Below are 16,042 nucleotides of genomic sequence, written 5' to 3' on the forward strand. Positions count from 1 at the left end.
TCCGGCCGCCTTGCCCTATGCGTTTCGATCTCGAGTTGCCTTCGCAGCCTAGCGCTTCGCATCGTGTCGCGGTGCTGCTGATCAATCTCGGCACGCCGGACGCGCCCACGCCGCGTGCCGTGCGCAAGTATCTGGCGCAGTTCCTGTCTGATCCGCGCGTGGTCGAGATTCCCTCCTTGCTCTGGCAGATCATTCTGCGGTTGATCATCTTGCCGTTTCGCGGGCGCGCGTCGGCAAAGAAATATGCGCAGGTCTGGATGGCGGAAGGCTCGCCCTTGCGTGTCTATACGGAGAAGCAGGTCGAGGGCTTGCGGCGCCTCTTTGCGGCAAACGACTACCACGTGCTCGTCGACTACGCGATGCGCTACGGCACGCCGGGCATCGGCGTCATGCTCAATCAACTCAAGCTCGAAGGCGCCGAGCGCATTCTCCTGGTGCCGATGTATCCGCAGTACTCGTCTTCGACCACCGCGACCGCTTTCGACGACGCCTTTACCGCGCTCAAGCGCGTGCGCAATCAGCCCGAGATTCGCACCATTCGTCATTACGCGGATCATCCGGCGTATATCTCCGCGCTTGCAGAGCAGGTGCGCGATTACTGGCGTCATCACGGCGTGCCGGATTTTGCCGCCGGCGACAAGCTCGTGCTGAGTTTTCACGGCGTCCCCAAGCGAACCATGGATCTTGGCGACCCATATCACGACCAGTGTCAGTTGACGGGCTCGCTGCTCGCCTCCGCGTTGGGGCTCACGCCGGTGGAATGCCGCGTCACGTTCCAGTCGCGCTTCGGCCGCGCGGAATGGCTGCAGCCATACACCGCGCCGACGCTCGCGGAACTCGGCGCGGCGGGTGTTGCGCGCGTGGACGTTTTTTGTCCGGGCTTCACGGCGGATTGTCTTGAGACGATCGAGGAAATCGGCATCGAGGTGCGCGACGAATTTCTGCACGCAGGCGGCAAGCAGTTTCACCGCATTCCTTGCCTGAATGCATCGCCGGCGTGGATCAAGGCGCTGGGAGAAATCGCGGCGCAGAATCTGCAAGGCTGGCCGGTGCAGGCCGTGCAGCCATTGACGGTTGCCGCCTGAACGAACGGTTATTCATGAACTACACGATTTCGACGGAACCGGGCGCGCGTCTGCGCATCGACAAATGGCTTTGGGCAGCGCGCTTCTTCAAGACGCGTTCGCTCGCGAGCGACGCGGTGGAAAAAGGCCGCGTGAAGATCGGCGGGGCGAACGTGAAGCCGTCGAAGGACGTGCGCGTCGGCGATCTCGTCGAGATCGATATCGAGCGGATCGTCTGGCAAGTGGAAGTAAAGGGCGTGTGCGACGTGCGCGGACCGGCAAGCGTGGCCCAGACGCTTTACGCGGAAACGGAAGAGGGCCGAGTGAAGCGGTTAGCCGAAGCCGAGCGGCGCAAGACGTTTCGCGAGCCGGCTGCCGGAATTCAGGGCAGGCCGACGAAGCGCGACCGGCGCATTATCGACAAACTGGCAGGTTCGGATTGAAGTAGTTTTCGATGGTCGCATGAACGCCGCCGTACTCGGTGTTACGGGCGGTGACAGCGCCGGACATACATATGGTGGTCGTTCCCGCAACCAGTACCAGAGCGACCACCGCGATAGCAAAGGTCAGTTTCATGGTACCCCCGGTGAGCGGGATAACCGGTTGCGAAAACCGGAAGGAAACGGGCAAGGGCTTGAGCGGTTACTGCATTCGTAGGATTAGGGTTAACGTGTTCCTGCGACGCATGTTCGAAGTGTAGGCGAACAACGCAATCGCCTCAATCTGATTTTTGCAGACTGCGACGAAACGCCCATTACGAAGTGTTTCTCGCACTCAAATGTGGCGAATTTGCACTTAACGCGTCATGCCGCCGACAAGCGTGGCCCGCCGTTGTCCGATGTTTGAAGCGCACGCGAAAAAAGCTGAATTTCGTCCGAAAAATCGCTTCTGGAGCCTTGAAAATCCCTCGGATGCCCCAAATTCCGCCGCTAGTGCGAAAAAGCCTGGCCTGGTTCTCGGCGGTAAGAGGACTCCCGGCCGATCGCATCCATTTCACTCACAGCAATACATTCAGCGACATGGAAAACACGCAAGAGAATCCAGCGAGCCAGAACCCCACGCCCGCAGACGAAACCGCGCGCCAGGCCGCCGACCCGACCCAAGCCGGCGCAACCGGAGCGCCGACGGGCGCCGATGCGCCGCAAGTCGCGCCGGACGCGAACGAAGCCGCGCTGGCCGAAGCGCAGGCGAAGATCGCCGCGCTCCAGGAAGAGTTCCTGCGCGCCAAGGCGGAAACGGAAAACGTGCGTCGCCGCGGTCAGGACGATGTGCAGAAGGCGCACAAGTTCGCCATCGAAAGCTTTGCCGAACATCTGCTGCCGGTACTCGACAGCCTCGAAGCCGCGCTTGCCGATCAATCGTCCGATCTCGTCAAGGTGCGGGAGGGCGTCGAACTCACGCTGCGTCAACTGACCGCCGCGCTGGAAAAGGGGCGCGTCACCGCGCTGAATCCGGTGGGCGAGAAGTTTGACCCGCATCGTCACCAGGCTATTTCCATGGTGCCGGCCGAGCAGGAAGCGAATACCGTCGTGTCCGTGCTGCAAAAGGGCTACGTGATTTCGGATCGCGTGCTGCGTCCGGCTCTCGTCACCGTCGCCGCACCGAAGTAACGCGCCGCGAGAACGCCATGGCCGCCTCGGAGAATCGCGTTCCCGTCGATGCCACCGCGTTTTCGGTCTTCGCCATGCAGGAGCTGGACGCCCCCGGTTTCGACGCCGGGCTGGCTTCGGCGGGCGATGATCTGGCCGTCGTGTTCTTCTGGGGCGTCGACTGCTTCAACTGCGAAATCGCCAAAAAAGCGATGCTCGCGAAGCCCGATGAAATCCGCGCGCTCGGACTGAAGTGGTTTCACAGCAATGTCTACGAGCATCGGGAACTGGGACGGCGCTTTTTGCTGCATGGCGTGCCGACGTGGTTTTTCTTTCATCGCGGCAAGCGTCTTGGGCGCGCCACCGGCTGGCATGGTCTCGCGCAATTCGAAGCGGCGGTCGCGGCGGCGCGGGAAAAGATCCGCGGCAAGGCTTCCGAGTGAAAAAAAGATATAGACCGCATCGCTTTCAGGGTCTTGAAAACGAAATCCGCGTTCTTATCTTGCGTACAGGTATAAATATTTGGGCGTTCGGCCCGGTAAATCGGCCGCAAAAGCCGGCGTTTTCCGGCCGCAGCGCTAAAGCGATCAAAGCTAGGAGAGTATAAAAAATGGGCAAAATCATTGGTATCGACCTCGGCACCACGAACTCGTGCGTGGCGCTGATGGAAGGCAATCAGGTCAAGGTCATCGAGAACTCGGAAGGCGCGCGCACCACGCCGTCGATCATCGCGTATGTCGACGACAACGAAATCCTGGTTGGCGCACCTGCCAAGCGTCAGTCGGTTACGAATCCGCGCAACACGCTTTATGCAGTGAAGCGCCTGATCGGCCGCCGCTTCGACGAGAAGGAAGTGCAGAAGGACATCAGCCTGATGCCCTACAAGATCGTCAAGCACGACAACGGCGACGCATGGGTCGAAGCGCACGGCAAGAGCCTCGCGCCGTCGCAGATTTCCGCTGAAGTGCTGCGCAAGATGAAGAAGACCGCTGAGGACTATCTCGGCGAGCCGGTCACGGAAGCCGTCATCACGGTCCCGGCGTACTTCAACGACAGCCAGCGTCAGGCAACGAAGGACGCAGGCCGCATCGCCGGTCTGGAAGTGAAGCGCATCATCAACGAACCGACGGCAGCCGCGCTCGCCTTCGGTCTCGACAAGGCCGAAAAGGGCGACCGCAAGATCGCCGTGTTCGACTTGGGCGGCGGCACGTTCGACATCTCGATCATCGAAATCGCGGACGTGGACGGCGAAATGCAGTTCGAAGTGCTCTCGACCAACGGCGACACGTTCCTCGGCGGTGAAGACTTCGACCAGCGCATCATCGATTACATCATCGGCGAGTTCAAGAAGGAACAAGGCGTCGATCTGTCGAAAGACGTGCTCGCGCTGCAACGCCTGAAGGAAGCGGCGGAAAAGGCGAAGATCGAACTGTCGTCGACGGCTCAGACCGACATCAACCTGCCGTACATCACGGCTGACGCGTCGGGTCCGAAGCACTTGAACCTCAAGTTCACCCGCGCCAAGCTCGAAGCGCTCGTCGAAGAGCTGATCGAGCGCACGATCGAACCGTGCCGCACCGCCATCAAGGATGCGGGTGTGAAGGTCGGCGATATCGACGACGTGATCCTCGTCGGCGGCATGACGCGTATGCCGAAGGTGCAGGAGAAGGTGAAGGAATTCTTCGGCAAGGAACCGCGCCGTGACGTGAACCCGGACGAAGCCGTGGCCGTTGGCGCCGCGATTCAAGGTCAGGTTCTGTCGGGCGACCGCAAGGACGTGCTCCTGCTCGACGTGACGCCTTTGTCGCTCGGCATCGAGACGCTCGGCGGCGTGATGACGAAGATGATCAACAAGAACACGACCATCCCGACGAAGCACGCGCAAGTGTATTCGACGGCGGACGACAACCAGGGCGCCGTGACCATCAAGGTGTTCCAGGGTGAGCGCGAGATGGCCGCGGGCAACAAGCTGCTCGGCGAGTTCAACCTCGAGGGCATTCCGCCTTCGCCGCGTGGCGTGCCGCAGATCGAAGTGACTTTCGACATCGACGCGAACGGCATTCTGCACGTCGGCGCGAAGGACAAGGCAACGGGCAAGGAAAACAAGATCACCATCAAGGCGAACTCGGGTCTGACGGACGCGGAAATCGACAAGATGGTGAAGGACGCCGAAGCCAACGCCGAGGAAGATCACAAGCTGCGTGAACTGGCCGATGCCCGCAACCAGGGCGACGCGCTGGTCCACAGCACGAAGAAGGCGGTTGCCGAGTACGGCGACAAGGTCGAAGCCGGCGAGAAGGAAAAGATCGAAGCTGCGTTGAAGGAACTCGAAGACGCGCTGAAGGACAACGCGAGCGACAAGGCGACCATCGAAGCGAAGGTCGAAGCACTGGCGGCGGCATCGCAGAAGCTCGGCGAAAAGATGTACGCCGACATGCAGGCGCAGCAAGGCGCGGCGGGCGCGGCGGCAGGTGCGGCCGGTGCGGCGGGCGCGGGTGCATCGGCGGAAGCGGGTGCGAGCCAGCAGCACGATGACGTGGTCGACGCCGACTTCAAGGAAGTGAAGAAGGACTAAGCCGAAGGGCGCGTGAGTGGCGACATTCATGCGCCCTTGGTCGTTTCGCGGCGCGTATGCGTCATGCGAAGACCGGCATCGGGACGCGTCTAGCGTCTGACGTGGAACGCGCCTGGCGAGCCTGACGGCTCTCCGGGCACGTTGTTTTTAGAGGCGTCTTGCTTCGAGCCGAGTTTTGGGGCGAGGCGTCAGAGGTTTCAAGCGCGGGTCGAATGGCCCGGAGCATCTCAGAGGAACCGTCGGGTTAGAAGCGCGGCGGAATCGAACCGACATGGCGAAACGGGATTACTACGACATTCTGGGCGTCGCGAAAAACGCGAGCGACGAAGAGATCAAGAAGGCGTATCGCAAGCTCGCGATGAAGTATCACCCTGACCGCAACCCGGACAACAAGAAGGCCGAGGAGAATTTCAAGGAGGCGAAGGAAGCCTACGAAATGCTCTCCGACCAGCAGAAGCGCGCGGCCTACGATCAATACGGCCACGCTGGCGTCGATCCGAACATGGGCGGCGCGGGCGCGCAGGGCTTTGGCGGTTTTGCCGATGCCTTCGGGGACATCTTCGGCGACATCTTCGGGCAAGCCGCAGGCGGCGCGGCGCGTGGCGGCCGCGCGGGTCCGCAGGTGTATCGCGGCGCGGATCTGCGCTACAGCATGGAGATCACGCTGGAGCAGGCGGCGCACGGCTACGACACGCAGATTCGCGTGCCGAGCTGGGCCAACTGCAATGTTTGTCACGGCTCGGGCGCGAAGCCCGGCACGAAGCCCGAGACTTGCCCGACTTGTCATGGTCAGGGCCAGGTGCGCATGTCGCAGGGCTTTTTCAGCATCCAGCAGACGTGCCCGAAGTGTCACGGCAGCGGCACCTATGTTCCGGACCCGTGCACGAACTGCCACGGCGCGGGCAAGGTGAAGGAAACGAAGACGCTGGAAGTGAAGATTCCGGCGGGCATCGACGACGGCATGCGTATCCGCTCCGCCGGCAACGGCGAGCCGGGTCTCAATGGCGGTCCGAGCGGCGACTTGTATGTGGAGATCCACATCAAGCAGCACTCGGTGTTCGAGCGTGACGGCGACGACCTGCATTGCCAGATGCCCATTCCGTTCACCACGGCGGCGCTGGGCGGTGAGATCGAAGTGCCGACGCTGGCGGGCCGCGCGAGCTTCACGGTGCCGGAAGGCACGCAGTCGGGCAAGACGTTCCGGTTGCGCGGCAAGGGGATCAAGGGTTTGCGTTCGAGCATCGCGGGCGACTTGTATGTGCATGTACAGGTCGAAACGCCCGTGAAACTCACCGATCAGCAGCGCGATCTGCTCAAGCAGTTCGAGAAGTCGCTGACGGAAGGCGGCGCGCGCCACAGCCCGCAAAGCAAGAGCTGGTTCGACCGCGTGAAAAGCTTCTTCGATTGATGTGTAAGACGTGGCACGACCGGCAGCGAGTGTTGCCATGAAGACTGAAGAGCGCGGCGCGGTGTTCGCGCTGCTCGACGACTGCGAAGCGACCGCCGAAAGGCGGTCGAGTCGTTTGTACACGGGATTCGTGCGCGCCCATGTCTGCGAAGACGGGCGCACGCTCGACGCCGTATGCGCGGCCATCGATGCCGATTTGCAGAGCGGCCTGCATGCGCTCGTCGTCGCGGATTACGAGTTCGGGCGCAATCTCCAGTTCGGCGGTATCGGGCGCGGCGCGGATCGTGCGTTGCGAGTGCTCATGTTCCGCGAGTGCGCGCCCATGTCTCGCGACGAAGCCAGCGCGTGGCTTGCATCGCGAGATGGCGGTTGTGAGACGCCCTCGGTGGCGGGCGTGGCGGGCATCGAGCCGAGCATCACGCGCGACGAATTCGATACCGCCATCGCCGCCGTTCATCACGCGCTGCGCGAAGGCGAGTCGTATCAGATCAACTTCACGTTCCGGTTGAATTTCGATGTATTCGGCACGCCGCTCGCGTTGTATCGGCGTTTGCGCGAGCGTCAGCCGGTGCGCTTTGGCGCGTTCATCTCCATGCCGGACGGCCGCGTGGTCGTCTCGTGTTCGCCGGAGTTGTTCGTCGAGAAGCAGGGAGCGCTTTTGCGCGCGCGGCCGATGAAAGGCACCGCGCCACGCGACTCCGATCCCGCCGCGCTCCACGACGACCCGAAGAATCGCGCGGAGAACGTGATGATCGTCGACCTGTTGCGCAACGACATGTCGCGCGTGGCGGCGACGGGCTCGGTGCATGTGCCGGCGTTGTTCTCGGTCGAGGCTTATGCGTCGGTGTGGCAGATGACGTCGACCATAGAGGCGCGCGTGAAACCGGGCGCTTCGTTCGCCGATATCGTCCGCGCGCTGTTTCCCTGCGGCTCGATCACGGGCGCGCCGAAATACCGCACGATGCAGCTCATCGACGAGATCGAGAGCACGCCGCGCGGTCTTTATACCGGCGCGATCGGCTGGCTCGATACGCGCGGCGACTTTTGTCTGTCGGTCGCGATCCGCACGCTCGTCGTGGATGCCGACGGCACGCGCGGCGTGATCGGTATCGGCGCGGGAATCGTGCTCGATAGCGATGCCGCGAGCGAGTACGAAGAGTGTCTGTTGAAGGCGCGCTTTCTGACGGGCGCGGACCCCGGCTTCGAGTTGTTCGAGACGACGCACGCCACGCGCGATGACGGCGTGCGCCACGCCGCGCGTCATCTTTCGCGTTTGAAGGCGAGCGCCGCGTGGCTTCGTTTTCCGTTCGATGAGCGCAAGCTGGACGCGCAACTCGCGCAACATCGTGCGGGCTTCGAGGCGGGCGCGCCGTATCGGTTGCGGATCGCGCTCGACAAGAGCGGACGCTTTGCATTGACGAGCGCGCAGCTTGCGCCGTTGGCGTCGGATAGCGTGGATGTGTTGCTCGCTTCGGATCGCGGGTTTGCGCCGCGATACTCCGGCGACGCGCTGTTGCGTCACAAGACGACGCATCGTGCCGACTACGATCGCGCGTGGAAAGCGGCGGAAGCGGAGGGCGCGTTCGACATGCTCTTTTGCAACGAACGCGGCGAGATTACGGAAGGCGGGCGGTCGAGCGTGTTTGCGCGCATCGACGGAAAGTGGTGGACGCCGCCCATCGAGGCGGGCGTGCTGCCGGGCGTGATGCGCGCGGTGTTGATCGAAGAACTTGAAGCCGCCGAGCGAGTCATGACGACCGAAGACCTCGAGGGCGCCGATGAGTTGCTCATCAGCAATGCGTTGCGCGGCGGGGTGAAGGCGCGTATGAGACGGTGACGGCTCGCGATCTCGACAAGCCGTCAGCGCGTCAGGAAATCACCACTCGGCCACGCTTCCATCCGCATGCCGCCAGACCGGATTGCGCCACCGGTGACCGATTTTCGCCATTTCGCGCACCTTCTCTTCATTGACCTCGATTCCCAGCCCCGGTCCTTGAGGAATCGCGACCATCCCGTCCGCATAAGCGAACACTTCGGGATTCTTGATGTAGTCGAGCAAGTCATTGCCCTTGTTGTAGTGAATGCCGAGGCTCTGTTCCTGAATGAACGCGTTGTAGCTCACGGCGTCGATCTGTAGACACGTGGCAAGCGCAATCGGCCCGAGCGGACAATGCAGCGCGAGCGCGACGTCGTACGCTTCGGCCATCGAGGCAATCTTGCGGCACTCGGTCAATCCGCCGGCATGCGACGCATCCGGCTGAATGATGTCCACATAACCGCCCGCCAGGATGTGCTTGAAGTCCCAGCGCGAATAGAGCCTTTCGCCGAGTGCGATGGGCGTGCTCGTCTGACTGACGATATCGCGCAACGCCTCGACGTTTTCCGACAGCACGGGTTCTTCGATAAACATCAGCTTGAACGGATCGAGTTCACGCGCGAGCACCTTCGCCATCGGCTTGTGCACGCGGCCATGAAAATCGACGCCGATGCCCACGTTCGGTCCCACCGCTTCACGCACGGCGCGCACGTTGTCGATGACGCCTTGCACCTTGTCGAAGGTATCGATCATCTGCAGCTCTTCCGAGCCGTTCATCTTCACGGCCTTGAACCCGCGTTCGACGACCGCGCGCGCGTTGTTCGCGACATCGCTCGGACGGTCGCCGCCGATCCACGAATACACCTTGATTTTGTCGCGCACTTGTCCGCCGAGCAGCGCGTGAACCGGCACGCCATGATGCTTGCCGAGAATGTCCCAGAGCGCCTGATCGACGCCTGCAATCGCGCTCATGCCGATAGGCCCGCCGCGATAGAAGCCCGAGCGATACATCACTTGCCACAAGTCTTCGATATGTCGCGGGTCTTTGCCGATGAGATAGTCGGCGAGTTCATCGACGGCGGCGGCGACGGTATGCGCGCGTCCTTCGACAACGGGTTCGCCCCAGCCGGTGATGCCCTCGTCGGTTTCGATCTTGAGGAAGCACCAGCGCGGTGGAACGATGAAGGTTTCCAGTTTCGTGATTTTCATGGACATCTCCTAAACGGGTTCGCTATCTTAGCAAAACGCGGCTTGAAGTAGTATTAATAGTACTATTGGCGGATTGGCGGATTGGCGGATTGGCGGATTGGCGGATTGGCGGATTGGCGGATTGGCGCATCGGCGCATCGGCCGATTGGCGATTGGCGATTGGCGGCAAGGCGGCAAGACGGCAAGGCGGAATGGCTGAAAGGCCGAAAGGCATTGGCGGAATGGCGGAATGGCGGAATGGCGGGTGGCGGAATGGCGGATTTGCCAATCTGCGGATTCGCAGATTCGCTAGATGTTCGGTGGTGAGTTGGTGTAGTGGGAGTCGTGGGAGTCGTGAGTGGCTTGATGGTTAAGTGACCAAGGTGCGAGGTGAAACAGCAGAGTGGCGAAGTCGCGGATCGGTGCACGAGCAGTCGGATGGTGGAGTGGTGGAGATATGGCGACACTCGCGCATGCCCCATCCGCTCCATGCAAAGCCGCTTCGTTCCAAGAAAACCGCTTCAGCACACCCGGCCGATGCCCGATAATCGTGCGCAAACGAGCAGGAGAACGAGATCATTCATCGCGATTTACACGGCCGCGTCGCTCACGAACTCGGCATGGCCATTTTGCGCGGCGATTTCGCGCCGCAGACTTCGTTGCCGCGCGAGGCCGAATTGATGGAGCGCTTCGGCGTGAGCCGCACGGTGCTGCGCGAGGCGCTACGCACGCTCACATCGAAAGGGCTGATCGAATCGCGGCCCAAGGTCGGCACGCGCGTGCGCGCAAGGGACGCGTGGAATTTGCTCGATGCCGACATGCTCGACTGGTACTCGCGCGTGGCGCCGCCGCTGCAATTCGCGCTCAAGCTGCAGGAGATGCGCGAGATGATCGAGCCATACGCAGCCGCGCTCGCCGCTGACAATCACGAAGCGCAGACGCGCGAGCGGCTCACGAACGCGCATCAGGCGATGGTCGGCGCGCAGAACGTCGACGAATGGGTACGCGCCGATCTGGATTTTCATTTGTGCGTGCTGGCCGCCTGCAGCAACGAGTTGCTGATTCCGCTTGGCGCGCTGATCGAACGCACGCTGGAAGGCCAGCTTCGGCTGAACGCGAAGCGCGCGGAGGTGTACAACGCGTCGCTTGCCGAACACACGGCGGTGTTCGATGCGATCATCGCGCGCAATGCTGGCGCCGCTCGCCGCGCAATGGCCGATCTGCTCGGCGTGACGCGGTCGCGGATCGAGAGTTGAGGCGTGCGTCGGTGGATCATCGTGCGCGATGCCGCACGACGCACGACGCACGACGCACGACGCACGACGCACGACGCACGACGCACGACGCACGACGCACGACGCACGACGCACGGCGCACGCCGCACGACGCACGACGCACGGCGCACGGCGCACGGCGCACGGCGCACGGCGCACGGCGCACGACGCGCGCCGGCCAATCGGCTTTGGCGTGACGCAATCGCAGATAGCAGACAGCAGTTTGAGGCGTACATCGGAGGCATGAACCATCTGTCCTGCGACCTCGGCATGTGTCGTCGCCAAACCGGCTGGCGTTCATCGGCAAGAAGGCAATGCGCGCCTTCTTCCTCGCACATCACACCGCAGTGACAGCGCCACGCACGCACGACCCAAACGCCCCGCTGACACCGCTACATTCAGGCAAACCATTCACGATCGCGATAAAGTGGAGCCCTTGCGCACCGCACCGAAAGCACGCCCGCATCGAAGAACCGTGCGCTAGCTCGTGAAGGAGTTTGAATGCCGCACGTCCCGACTTCGCTTGCGTCGTCGTGGGGCGCGTGGGCCGTGTTCGTCAGCGTCCTCGCGACGCAACTTGGCGTGCCGGTCCCCGCCGCGCCGATGCTGATTCTCGCCGGCTCGCTCGTCGCGTCCGGCGAGTCGTCCTTCTGGCCGATGCTCGGCGCGGCCGTGCTCGCGGTGCTCATCGCCGATTCGCTCTGGTTCGCGGCAGGCCGTCTCTACGGCCGACGCTTCCTCAACTCGCTGGTGCGCTTCTCCCTCTCGATCGACTCCACGCTGCGCACCGCGCGTCGCTGGTTCGAACGCTTCGGCGTGCCGCTGCTCGCGTTGTCCAAGTTCGTTCCCGGACTCGGGCTCGTGTCGGCGCCGCTGCTAGGCACCACGCAGATCGACGTGCGCGTGTTCGTGTTGTGGGACTTGATCGGCGCGACCGCCTGGGCCAGTTTCTGGATTCTGGGCGGCGCGGCGCTGCAGGAGCAGATCGCGCGCCTCGTCGTGCTGGTTCGCGCGAACGGCGCGACCGTGATCGATATTCTCGTGCTCGCGGGCGTCGGTTTCATCCTGTATCGATGGGTGCGGCGCGTGCAGTTTCACCAGTGGCTGGAGAAGTATCACATCACGCCCGACCAGCTCGACGCCATGATGCAAAGCGATACGCCGCCCGTCATCTACGATGCACGGCCAATCGACATACGCCGCAAGGAGCCGTATCGCATTCCGGGCGCGGTCGCGCTGGATCTCGATTCCCCCGGCCGCGTCGATCAGTTGCTGTCGGAGCACGAAGTCGTCGTGTATTGCGTCTGCCCGAACGAAGCGACGGCCAAGTCTATCTCGCGTCGGCTGCGCGCCAAGGGTTTCACCAACGTGCGTCCGCTCAAGGGCGGCCTGGACGCGTGGGAGAAGCACGGCTATCCGATCGAATCCATTCCGCCGGAAAAGCCGCACGTCGATACGCACGAAGACAGCGATATGGACGACATGGTCACGATCCGCGCGACGGCGCCCGAGTAATCGAAACTCGGGCGGTCCTGCCGCGCCGGCTTACTCGGGTGATAGCCGCAAGCGCCCATGCTCCAGGTCGGCGCTCGAATCGAAACTCAAGCGTTTCCGCCGCGCCGGTTGACGAGCGCGATGCCCGCAAGCACCATCGCTGCGGCGACCATGAAGCGCGCGGTGAAGTGCTCGCCGAGCAGCAACACGCCGAAGGTCACACCGAAGATCGGCGTCAGAAACGAAAATACGGAGAGCCGCGACGCCATATAGCGCGTGAGCAGCCAGAACCAGGTCAGATAGCTCACGAACGCCACCACCACGGCCTGATAAACGAGACTTGCGATAGCGAGCGGCGGCAGCGCGTCGACATGGGTTTGTCCAGTGACGGCCGCGAGCGCGAGCAGCATGACCGCGGATACCGCGAGCTGATAGAAGAGCGTCTTGCTCGCACTCGTTCGCGAGAGTGACGAGGCGCGCACGACCACCGTTGTCGCGGCCCAGAAAAGGCCCGCCATGACGCCGAGCGCATCGCCTGCGATGCCGCGCAAGGTCGATGCGCTTTGCGGCGCGCCGTGCAGAAAACCATCCGCAAAGGCAAGCGCCATGCCGCAAAACGCGAGCATGATGCCGTACCACTGCGTGCGCGCAAGCCGCTCGCCGGCGACGAACCAATGCAGGCCAAGTGCGGTGAAACAGGGCGCGGTATAGAGAAAGACGGCCATGCGCGAGGCTGTCGTTAGACTCAGGCCGAAGAAAATGCAGACGAATTCACCGCCGAACAATATGCCGGCAAGGATTCCGGCGGGCAGGGTATCGTCGCGCTGAAAGAGCGGCACGCCGCGCGTGCGCGTCCAGATCAACACCAGAAAAGTGGCGATGAGCGAGCGTACGCCCGCTTGCAGCATCGGCGGAATGAAGCTGTTTGCTTCCTTGATGGCGACTTGCTGAAAGCCCCACACGCCGCACAGCGCAATCATCACGGCGACGGCCGTGAGGTCGGGCGCGCGGCGCAGGGCGAAAGAGGATGTGCTCATGTTCACGCATCGACGTCGCACTGTTTTGGAGCGTCGATTGTGCCAGCGAAGTGGCGGCGCTGCGCGTGAAAAACCAGAAGTAGCACGACGGTGATGCGAAAGCGTGACCGGCCTTACGTTCGAGCGCGATGATTACGGCCGGCTTAGCCGTGGTCGGTCGTGCGTCCACAGCCTGACGTTCGAACACGCCAAGTTCGGCTTGACGACTAGCGCCGCTGTGCGCAAGCGCACGTCGTTTGGAAGCGGTAAGCACGGTCTGCTTGAGCAAAAGGCATCAGTTCGCCGCTTCCGATTTCCGCAATCGCCCTGAATCGAACGTCCAACGTCGGACGTCAATCAAGAATGTTTTTCGATCAACTCTACCTTGTACCCGTCCGGGTCTTCGACGAACGCGATCACCGTCGTGCCGCCCTTCACCGGGCCGGCTTCGCGCGTGACCTTGCCGCCGGCTTCGCGGATACGGTTGCACGCGTCGGCGGCGCTGTCCACTTCCAGCGCGATATGACCATATGCCGTGCCCATCTCGTACTTCTCAACGCCCCAGTTGTAGGTCAGCTCGAGCACGCTGGTCTCGCTCTCATCGCCGTAACCGACGAAGGCGAGCGTGTACTTGTACTCGGTGTTCTCGCTTTGACGCAGCACTTTCATGCCAAGAATGCGCGTATAGAAATCGATGGAACGTTGCAGATCGCCGACGCGCAGCATCGTGTGAAGGAGTCGCATGGTGGGGTTCCTGTTGTTTGATTGCGAAAAGACGACACGCCCGGTTCGTTTTTATCGATTGGTCGGGCCGCGCGGTTCTCGTCTCGAATTGTACCGGGCACCCGCGGCGCGCGCTGACGGGCGCTCAAAGCGCGGGCAGCAGATCCGGCGGATGATGCTTGAGCGTATGCCGGGCTTCGCGGAACTCGGGAAAGATGGATTCGACGGTCTGCCAGAAACGCGGACTGTGGTTCATCTCGCGCAGATGCGCAAGCTCGTGCGCGACCACATAGTCGATGATCGACATCGGAAAATGAATGAGCCGCCAGTTCAGGCGAATCTTGCCATCGCTCGAACAACTGCCCCAGCGCGTCGCCGCCGACGAAAGCGCATACGCCCGGTATTCCACGCCGAGCTTTCGTGCATAGACCGCGAGCTGCTCGCCGAAGATGCGCTTTGCTTCGCTTTGCAGCCAGCCTTGCACGCGGTCCTTGATCTGCTGCGCATCCGCGAGTGCGGGAAGCGGCACACGCAGCACGCCGGTCTCGTCATCGAACGAAAGCGATCCCGCGCCCGCGTTCAGCGCCACGCGTATGGTCTTGCCGAGATACGGAAACTGCGCGCCGTCTTTCCAGTCGATGCGCGGCAACGCGCGCTCTTCCACACGCGTCTGCCATTCGGTCAGCTTCTTGAAGATCCAGCTTTGCTTGCCGCCGATCGCGCTTTCGATATCGGCGATCGTCACCCAGCGCGGCGCGGTAATGGTGAGTCCGGTGCCATCGATGCAAAAGCCGATGGTGCGCCGCGCCGACCGCTTCAGCCGATAGTCGAGCGCGCGCGCACCCAGGACGATGCGGCGCTGACGCACGCCTTCCGGCAGTGGTGCGCTTGAAGGAGGAACTTCGCCGCGCAGAGGCGCGGGCGCCGTGGATGGCGCACAGAACTCGGGCGCATGCTCGAACGGTAGATCGAGTTGCAGGGTATCGAGCGCGACGGCGGGGCGCTGTCGCGAAGGTTGCTTCTGCATCGGCTCGGCTTTGCGCTCCCGGCGCAGGAATGACGAGAAGAACGAGAAAGGCACGCCGCGGCTCGATCGGATGCGAATGCGAACGACCGCGTCAGCGGCCAGCACCCGCCGCGCCAGGTTCACCCGGTCGCACGTCGGGCGTCGCATACGCGAGCGGATCGATGCGGCGCATTTCCATTTCGATCCAGCTCTCGACTCGCGTGTTCACTTCCTCGGGCGTGAGTCCGGCAGTGTCGATCGGCTGGCCAATCGACACCGTGACTATACCCGGATATTTGATGAACGAATTACGCGGCCAGAGCCGCCCCGCGTTATGCGCGATAGGCACGACCGGCGCGCCCGTCGCCACCGCGAAGCGCGCGCCGCCCGTCTTGTACTTGCCCTGCGTGCCGGTGCGTGTGCGCGTGCCTTCCGGAAACATGATGACCCACGCGCCTTCGTCCATGCGCGCACGGCCTTGCCGCGCGACGGAAACGAACGCATCGCGGCCTTGCTTGCGGTCGATATGCACCATCTTCAGGAGTCCGAGCGCCCAGCCGAAGAACGGCACATAGAGCAGCTCGCGCTTGAACACATAGCAGAGCGGACGCGGCATGAGCGCCGGAAACGCGAGCGTCTCCCAGGCCGATTGATGCTTCGACAACAGCACCGCCGGACCATGCGGCAGATTCTCCATGCCGACGATCTCGTAGCGAATGCCGACCAGATAGCGCAACACGACGATGGTCGACTTGCACCAGCCGGCCGCCATCCAGTAACGCTTGTCGGCCCGCATGAAGGGGAACGCGATGAAGCACGCGGTCGCGTACGGCACGGTGTACGCGACGAAGTAGAGCATCAACAGCAACGAACGGATGAAGCGCATGGA

15 protein-coding genes are annotated in these 16,042 nt (G+C 62.7%); 10 read left to right on the forward strand and 5 right to left on the reverse strand.

Going from position 1 to position 16,042, the window contains the following annotated elements:
* The first annotated feature begins 17 nt into the window (after positions 1–17).
* The 7 genes from hemH (at position 18) to pabB (ending at position 8,473) form a co-directional block, all read left to right on the forward strand.
* Positions 18–1,085, forward strand: a complete 1,068-nt coding sequence (hemH, locus tag NCR40_RS01790) for a ferrochelatase (RefSeq protein WP_244827042.1) — start codon at positions 18–20, stop codon at positions 1,083–1,085.
* A gap of 14 nt (positions 1,086–1,099) precedes the next feature.
* Positions 1,100–1,507 (forward strand): RNA-binding S4 domain-containing protein, encoded by a 408-nt coding sequence (locus tag NCR40_RS01795; protein WP_244827043.1) that lies wholly within the window; start codon positions 1,100–1,102, stop codon positions 1,505–1,507.
* Positions 1,508–2,083: 576 nt separating this feature from the next.
* Positions 2,084–2,674, forward strand: a complete 591-nt coding sequence (gene grpE, locus NCR40_RS01800; protein ID WP_244827044.1) for a nucleotide exchange factor GrpE — start codon at positions 2,084–2,086, stop codon at positions 2,672–2,674.
* A 17-nt stretch (positions 2,675–2,691) separates the two neighbouring features.
* Positions 2,692–3,096 (forward strand): thioredoxin family protein, encoded by a 405-nt coding sequence (locus NCR40_RS01805; protein ID WP_250491803.1) that lies wholly within the window; start codon positions 2,692–2,694, stop codon positions 3,094–3,096.
* A gap of 167 nt (positions 3,097–3,263) precedes the next feature.
* The gene (dnaK, locus tag NCR40_RS01810) at positions 3,264–5,228 is read left to right on the forward strand and encodes a molecular chaperone DnaK (protein ID WP_250463099.1); all 1,965 of its coding nucleotides are present in this window, start codon (positions 3,264–3,266) and stop codon (positions 5,226–5,228) included.
* Positions 5,229–5,499: 271 nt separating this feature from the next.
* Positions 5,500–6,636: a molecular chaperone DnaJ gene (gene dnaJ / locus NCR40_RS01815; RefSeq protein WP_244827046.1), complete on the forward strand. Its 1,137-nt coding sequence runs from the start codon at positions 5,500–5,502 to the stop codon at positions 6,634–6,636.
* A gap of 37 nt (positions 6,637–6,673) precedes the next feature.
* Positions 6,674–8,473, forward strand: a complete 1,800-nt coding sequence (gene pabB / locus NCR40_RS01820; RefSeq protein ID WP_250508577.1) for an aminodeoxychorismate synthase component I — start codon at positions 6,674–6,676, stop codon at positions 8,471–8,473.
* 39 nt (positions 8,474–8,512) lie between these two features.
* Here the strand turns inward: pabB and dgoD are convergent, their stop codons facing one another.
* On the reverse strand, positions 8,513–9,661 hold the full coding sequence (gene dgoD / locus NCR40_RS01825; protein WP_244827048.1) for a galactonate dehydratase: 1,149 nt from the start codon (positions 9,659–9,661) through the stop codon (positions 8,513–8,515).
* Positions 9,662–10,215: 554 nt separating this feature from the next.
* Here dgoD and NCR40_RS01830 point away from each other — a divergent pair.
* From NCR40_RS01830 to NCR40_RS01840, 3 genes are all read left to right on the forward strand, one after another.
* Positions 10,216–10,896, forward strand: coding sequence for a FadR/GntR family transcriptional regulator (locus NCR40_RS01830; protein ID WP_250491806.1), 681 nt, complete (start codon positions 10,216–10,218; stop codon positions 10,894–10,896).
* Between the two features lie 11 nt (positions 10,897–10,907).
* Positions 10,908–11,111, forward strand: a complete 204-nt coding sequence (locus NCR40_RS01835; RefSeq protein ID WP_250508578.1) for a hypothetical protein — start codon at positions 10,908–10,910, stop codon at positions 11,109–11,111.
* Positions 11,112–11,415: 304 nt separating this feature from the next.
* The gene (locus tag NCR40_RS01840; RefSeq protein ID WP_244827051.1) at positions 11,416–12,429 is read left to right on the forward strand and encodes a DedA family protein/thiosulfate sulfurtransferase GlpE; all 1,014 of its coding nucleotides are present in this window, start codon (positions 11,416–11,418) and stop codon (positions 12,427–12,429) included.
* A gap of 86 nt (positions 12,430–12,515) precedes the next feature.
* Here the strand turns inward: NCR40_RS01840 and NCR40_RS01845 are convergent, their stop codons facing one another.
* The 4 genes from NCR40_RS01845 to NCR40_RS01860 form a co-directional block, all read right to left on the reverse strand.
* The gene (locus NCR40_RS01845) at positions 12,516–13,445 is read right to left on the reverse strand and encodes a DMT family transporter (protein ID WP_250508579.1); all 930 of its coding nucleotides are present in this window, start codon (positions 13,443–13,445) and stop codon (positions 12,516–12,518) included.
* Between the two features lie 336 nt (positions 13,446–13,781).
* Entirely contained in the window at positions 13,782–14,168 is a 387-nt protein-coding gene (gloA, locus tag NCR40_RS01850; RefSeq protein ID WP_244827053.1) for a lactoylglutathione lyase, read from the reverse strand.
* A 124-nt stretch (positions 14,169–14,292) separates the two neighbouring features.
* The gene (locus NCR40_RS01855) at positions 14,293–15,174 is read right to left on the reverse strand and encodes a M48 family metallopeptidase (protein ID WP_244827054.1); all 882 of its coding nucleotides are present in this window, start codon (positions 15,172–15,174) and stop codon (positions 14,293–14,295) included.
* Positions 15,175–15,265: 91 nt separating this feature from the next.
* Positions 15,266–16,039: a lysophospholipid acyltransferase family protein gene (locus tag NCR40_RS01860; RefSeq protein WP_244827055.1), complete on the reverse strand. Its 774-nt coding sequence runs from the start codon at positions 16,037–16,039 to the stop codon at positions 15,266–15,268.
* Positions 16,040–16,042: the final 3 nt, after the last annotated feature.

Origin of the sequence: Caballeronia sp. GACF4, assembly GCF_023631025.1 — a bacterium.
Taxonomy (GTDB): Bacteria; Pseudomonadota; Gammaproteobacteria; order Burkholderiales; family Burkholderiaceae; genus Caballeronia.